The organism is Zoogloea sp., assembly GCF_028693495.1.
GTDB lineage: Bacteria > Pseudomonadota > Gammaproteobacteria > Burkholderiales > Rhodocyclaceae > Zoogloea.
Map to the genome: position 1 here is coordinate 1 of NZ_JAQUVG010000154.1, position 4,762 is coordinate 4,762.

Annotated in this window: 5 protein-coding genes; 3 read left to right on the forward strand and 2 right to left on the reverse strand. The window is 62.0% G+C overall.

Going from position 1 to position 4,762, the window contains the following annotated elements; all coding sequences use genetic code 11:
* Positions 1-473 (forward strand): aconitase family protein (locus PHD22_RS16330; protein WP_299869322.1); only part of this gene is annotated, 473 nt, incomplete at its 5' end.
* A gap of 219 nt (positions 474-692) precedes the next feature.
* Here the strand turns inward: PHD22_RS16330 and PHD22_RS16335 are convergent.
* Positions 693-1,202: a PEP-CTERM sorting domain-containing protein gene (locus tag PHD22_RS16335; protein WP_299869325.1), complete on the reverse strand. Its 510-nt coding sequence runs from the start codon at positions 1,200-1,202 to the stop codon at positions 693-695.
* A gap of 387 nt (positions 1,203-1,589) precedes the next feature.
* Complete coding sequence (locus tag PHD22_RS16340; RefSeq protein WP_299869328.1) at positions 1,590-2,372, reverse strand: type 1 glutamine amidotransferase; 783 nt, start codon at positions 2,370-2,372, stop codon at positions 1,590-1,592.
* 188 nt (positions 2,373-2,560) lie between these two features.
* On the opposite strand from PHD22_RS16340, the gene PHD22_RS16345 reads away from it, so the two are divergent.
* Both PHD22_RS16345 and PHD22_RS16350 read left to right on the forward strand, forming a co-directional pair.
* On the forward strand, positions 2,561-3,817 hold the full coding sequence (locus PHD22_RS16345; RefSeq protein ID WP_299869331.1) for a cation:proton antiporter: 1,257 nt from the start codon (positions 2,561-2,563) through the stop codon (positions 3,815-3,817).
* Positions 3,814-4,762 (forward strand): YbdK family carboxylate-amine ligase (locus PHD22_RS16350; RefSeq protein WP_299869334.1); only part of this gene is annotated, 949 nt, incomplete at its 3' end. The genes PHD22_RS16345 and PHD22_RS16350, both read left to right, overlap by 4 nt.

The window sequence follows — 4,762 nt, forward strand, 5'->3', positions numbered from 1 at the left end:
AAGTGTTCATCGGCTCCTGCATGACCAACATCGGCCACTTCCGTGCTGCCGGCAAGGTCCTGGAAGGCAAGTCCGACATCCCGACCCGTCTGTGGATTGCTCCGCCGACCAAGATGGATGCGCTGAACCTGACCGAGGAAGGCTACTACGGCGTTCTCGGCAAGTCCGGTGCCCGCATGGAAATGCCCGGCTGCTCCCTGTGCATGGGCAACCAGGCGCAGATCCGCAAGGGTTCCACCGCCATCTCCACCTCGACCCGCAACTTCCCGAACCGTCTGGGCATCGACACCCGTGTCTACCTGGGCTCCGCCGAACTGGCCGCCATGTGCGCCCTGGCCGGCCGGATCGTGACCAAGGAAGAGTACATGGAGCAGATCCAGGTGGTGAATGCCAAGGCCGCCGAGATCTACCGCTACATGAACTTCGACCAGATCCCCGCCTTCGTTGAAGTGGCGGATACCGTCGAGATGTAAGTTGCGAAAACCGGCCGGTTTTGCCGGTCGGCTGCAGGAAATTTAAAAGCCCCTGTCGGGAAACCGGCAGGGGCTTTTCATCGAGCTGCTGTTTTGAGCAGGGAGCAATCTCTCTCGAATGCTTCAAGCATCTCATCCGCGATGCTGTGCGTGCCGTCACCGGCCAGGCCTCCCGAGCAGCTCCGTCAATTGAAAGGTTTGCCGGGGGCTTGCAGCGGCTCAGGCGGCTTGCCTGGCCTTGCGGCGGCTGAGGCCGAGGCCGGCGAGGCCCATCGCGACGAGGGACAGGGACACGGGTTCCGGCACCTTGGAGGCGGATTCGACGTTCTTGATGTACAACTCGCTGGACAGGCCCGTATCCATCTCGTTATTCACGCCAAAGGTCAAGGTGCCGGTGAAGGCCGTATCGAAGATGAAGGTCTGCCAGCCGGAATTGCCGTAGTCGCCAACCGCGCTGACGTTCGACAGCACGTTGATGGCGCCGCTGTCCAGCCGGTACCAGCCGTAGTCATTGAAGGGCATGTAGTCTTTGGCCTGGAAGAACCAGTCGAAGGAGGTCACGTTCGAGACCTTGCTCGAGATGGTGCCATAGGCGGTCAGGTTGGCCTGCTCCGTGGAGGCGGATGCATTGCCAACGGTGGTCCAGCTGCTCAGATCGGCAAGCGAAGCCTGGGCGGTGCTGGTGGCGAACAGACCGATGGTGGCGAGAGCCAGAGCAAGTGTCTTCATTTTTCTGATTTTCCCAATCTAAGCAGCGTATCGAACGGTGGGTGTCTATCCGCGGCGCATGCAACTGAAAACATGATCCAGTCATCGGCTGCGGGCTGACATCGTTGTGTTTTCTTACTGCTGCGGATTTTGACCGATACGTGCGGGGGCGCCTGTCGAGTAATTCACAGAGCATTGGCGGGCACGCCGGGTAAGGCGTGAGTTTTTCACGTTTTGCTGTTATTTGAATTTTTGGGGGATTGCCCGACTTGCGCCGGGCCGGGCAATCCCGCGCCGTGGTGGCTGCCGATCCGGGGGATCAGAAATTGTGGGTAATGGAAAGGTTCGCCGGGCGCTGACCTCAAGCCGGCGGTGGGGCAGGTCCTGCGTTTAGGCTTGCCGTCCGGATCAGCGGCTGGCCCGGGCGCAGTTCAGGAAGGCCTCAAGGAGCGGTGTGCAATCGAGCAGGTCGCTACGACCGGGCGTGTGAAATTCGGGATGCCACTGCACACCGACGAGGAAACCATGACCGGTATGGCGAATGGCCTCGATCATGCCGTCGTCTGCCGAGCTGGCTTCAACCAGCAGATCCTTGCCCAGGGTTCGGACGCACTGGTGGTGAATCGATACCACGTTGCCGCCTTCGGTGTGCCCGAACCAGTGGGCAAAGCGTCCCCGTTCCGTGAACCGGATGCCATGGCTGTGCTGGTCGTAGGCCTCGGCCTGGTGACGGGCTGGGGCAGCATACTGGCTGGGAATATCCTGGTACAGGGAGCCCCCGAAGGCGACATTGATCAGTTGCATGCCGCGGCAGATGCCCAGGACCGGTTTCCCTGCCTCGACGAATTCGTGGAGAAGCTCCATCTCGTAGGCATCCCGCACCCGGTCGCCGGACCATTCCGGTTTCAGGGGCTGCTCACCGTAGGCTTCCGGGCTTACGTCGGTGCCTCCCTGGAGGACCAGTCCATCCAGATACTCCGCGTAGTCCCGCAGGCGGATGTTGCTGCGGTGGATGCAGCCATCCTTGAGGATGGAGGGCACCATCAGCACCAGGACATCCCGGGACATGACCCACTGGGCGATGGATTGCTCCAGAACCTGCAGGCTCTTGGACTCGATGCCGGTGGCGCCTTCCCGGGGATGAAACAGGCGGGCGGACAGTCCGATGCGGATGGTCTTGGCTTTGGCCATGGGAGCTCCTTGCGGATGTTTGCGTTATCGTTTGACGGTAAGTATATTGGTTTGAATATATATCTTTCCTGCGGCGCCTCCAAGGTCTGCTGCCTTTCATCCTTTACCAATTCGGCGATCACGAAGTGTCCCTGCTTGTGCAGTGGGGCCTGTCGTCGTGGCTGCGCAGCTCAGGAGAAAACGGTGTTATGAGCATTTTTCGTGACGTCTGGGAATTTCTGCAGGCCCGGCTGTTCTTTCTGCCGTCCTTTCCTGATCAGATGGATCCCTTGGCGCTGTTTGCCTTATTGCTGATCGGTGGCCTGCTGGCAGGAGAGGCGCTGCACCGACGCCTGGGTCTGTCCCGGATTGTCGGATATGTTCTGGCCGGGGCGATTGCCGGGCCGGGCATGTTGGGCTGGCTGAGCCAGGAAACCCTCGCGCTGGCCCGGCCCGTGGCCGATGCCGCGCTGGGGCTGCTGCTCCTCGAAACCGGGCGAAACCTGGATCTGGGTTGGCTGCGCCACAATCCTGCCCTGCTGCGGACGGCATTGCTGGAGTCCGGGCTGGCCTTTGCGGCGATCTTTCTGTTTGCCTCTCTGGTGGTGGATCTCACTCCAGCCTGGAGTGCCGCGACTGCGGCGATCACGATGGCCTCGGCACCGGCTGTGGTGCTGCTGACGGCTGAGGAGAGCCGCGCTCAGGGTCAGGTGACCCAGCGCACCCTGTTGTTGACAGCCCTCTCCAGCGCCCTGTCCTTCATTGGATTTGCACTGGCACTCGGGCTGATCCACGGTGAGCAGTCCGGTGACTGGCTCAACATGCTGGCCCATCCCCTGTGGGTGGTGATCGGTGGAGTGCTGATCGGGTCGCTCGGTGCCTGGCTGGCCCTGGTGCTGGCGGTGCGCCAGGCAAAACGCTCGTTAGCCCAGGTTTTCATCCTGGTGGCGGTGGCCGTGCTGGCCATCGGCCTTGCCCGAATGCTGGCCATCCCGGTCTTCCTCACCCTGTTCCTGATGGGTGGTTTCCTGGCGCTTCTGGATACGGGCCGGGTGCTTGCCTACACGGGCTTGCCTCAGGGGCATTGGGTCCTGGCCATCGTGCTCTTCGTGGTCACCGGAGCCATGTTGCCCCTGGCCGAGCTTACCTGGCTGGTGGGTCTGCAGGCCCTGGGCCTGATCCTGGTCAGGGGTTTGGCCAAATTTGCAGGTGTGCTGGCCAGCGGGCGTCACGACCTGCCCCTGGCCCGGCGCTGTCTGGTGGGACTGGGTATTCAGCCCTTGTCTGCCACCGCTATTTTCATGGGGGCAGAACTCGCCCTGATCTACCCGGAAGTCAGCACCCAGGCCTTGCTGCTGCCTCTGATGGCCGCCGCCATGATGGAACTGGCCGGACCACAACTGTGCAAGGCTGCCTTTCGCCGGGCGGGCGAGACTACGCCTGCCCCTCAGGAGTTGAAACTATGAGTGACCTTTCAGGACTTGCCTTTACCCCGAGTCTCCCGCTAACTCTGGGGGTTGAGCTGGAGTTGCAACTGGTCTCTCCCCGGGACTATGACCTTACCCGGGCGGCCACCGATCTGCTGGGGGGGCTGCATCATGACGGCAGGTGCGGGGATGTGAAGCTCGAGATCACTGAAAGCATGATCGAGATAAACACGTGCCCCCGCGAAGACGTGGAGGCCATCGCGACCGATCTGGATGGGCTGCGAGCCCTGCTGGTCACGCATTGCCAGCGGAACCACGTGGAAATTTGTGGCGGGGGGACTCATCCGTTCCACCACTGGCCTGAACGGCGGATCTGCCCCGGGGAACGCTTTGCGTTTCTCAATGAGCGCTATGGTTATCTCAGCAAGCAGTTCACCGTGTTCGGCCAGCATATTCACGTGGGGGTGCCCTCAGGGGACGACGCGATCTGGCTGACCCACGCCCTCAACACCTATGTTCCGCACTTCGTGGTGCTCTCCGCCTCATCTCCCTTTCTGGATGGCACCGACACGGCCTTTGCCTCCGCCCGCCTGAATGCCGTGTCGGCCTTTCCACTGTCGGGTCAGGCGCCTGATGTGAGAAGCTGGTCAGCCTTCCTGGATCACATGGCCCTGCTGCAGTCCTGTGGCGTGGCCGAGAGCATCAAGGATCTGTACTGGGATGTGCGACCGAAGCCCGAGTACGGTACGGTGGAGATCCGGGTCTGCGATACCCCGCTGACGGTGGATCGGGCCACCGAACTGGCTGCACTCGCCCAGAGTCTGTGCCGCTGGTTGTTGAGGGCGCGTCCGCCCATCCACCCTCCCATGCAGGCCCTGGTTGCCCGCTACAACAAGTTCCAGGCCTGCCGCTATGGTTTTGATGCGATGCTGGCGGATCCCCAGGCCCGCTGCACGGTGTCCGTGCGTGACAGCCTGGAGCGCC

Bases quoted from the DNA above. Each gene is read 5' to 3' on its own strand.
- PHD22_RS16335 (WP_299869325.1), bottom strand. From the start codon at position 1,202: ATGAAGACACTTGCTCTGGCTCTCGCCACCATCGGTCTGTTCGCCACC.
- PHD22_RS16340 (WP_299869328.1), bottom strand. From the start codon at position 2,372: ATGGCCAAAGCCAAGACCATCCGCATCGGACTGTCCGCCCGCCTGTTT.
- PHD22_RS16345 (WP_299869331.1), top strand. From the start codon at position 2,561: ATGAGCATTTTTCGTGACGTCTGGGAATTTCTGCAGGCCCGGCTGTTC.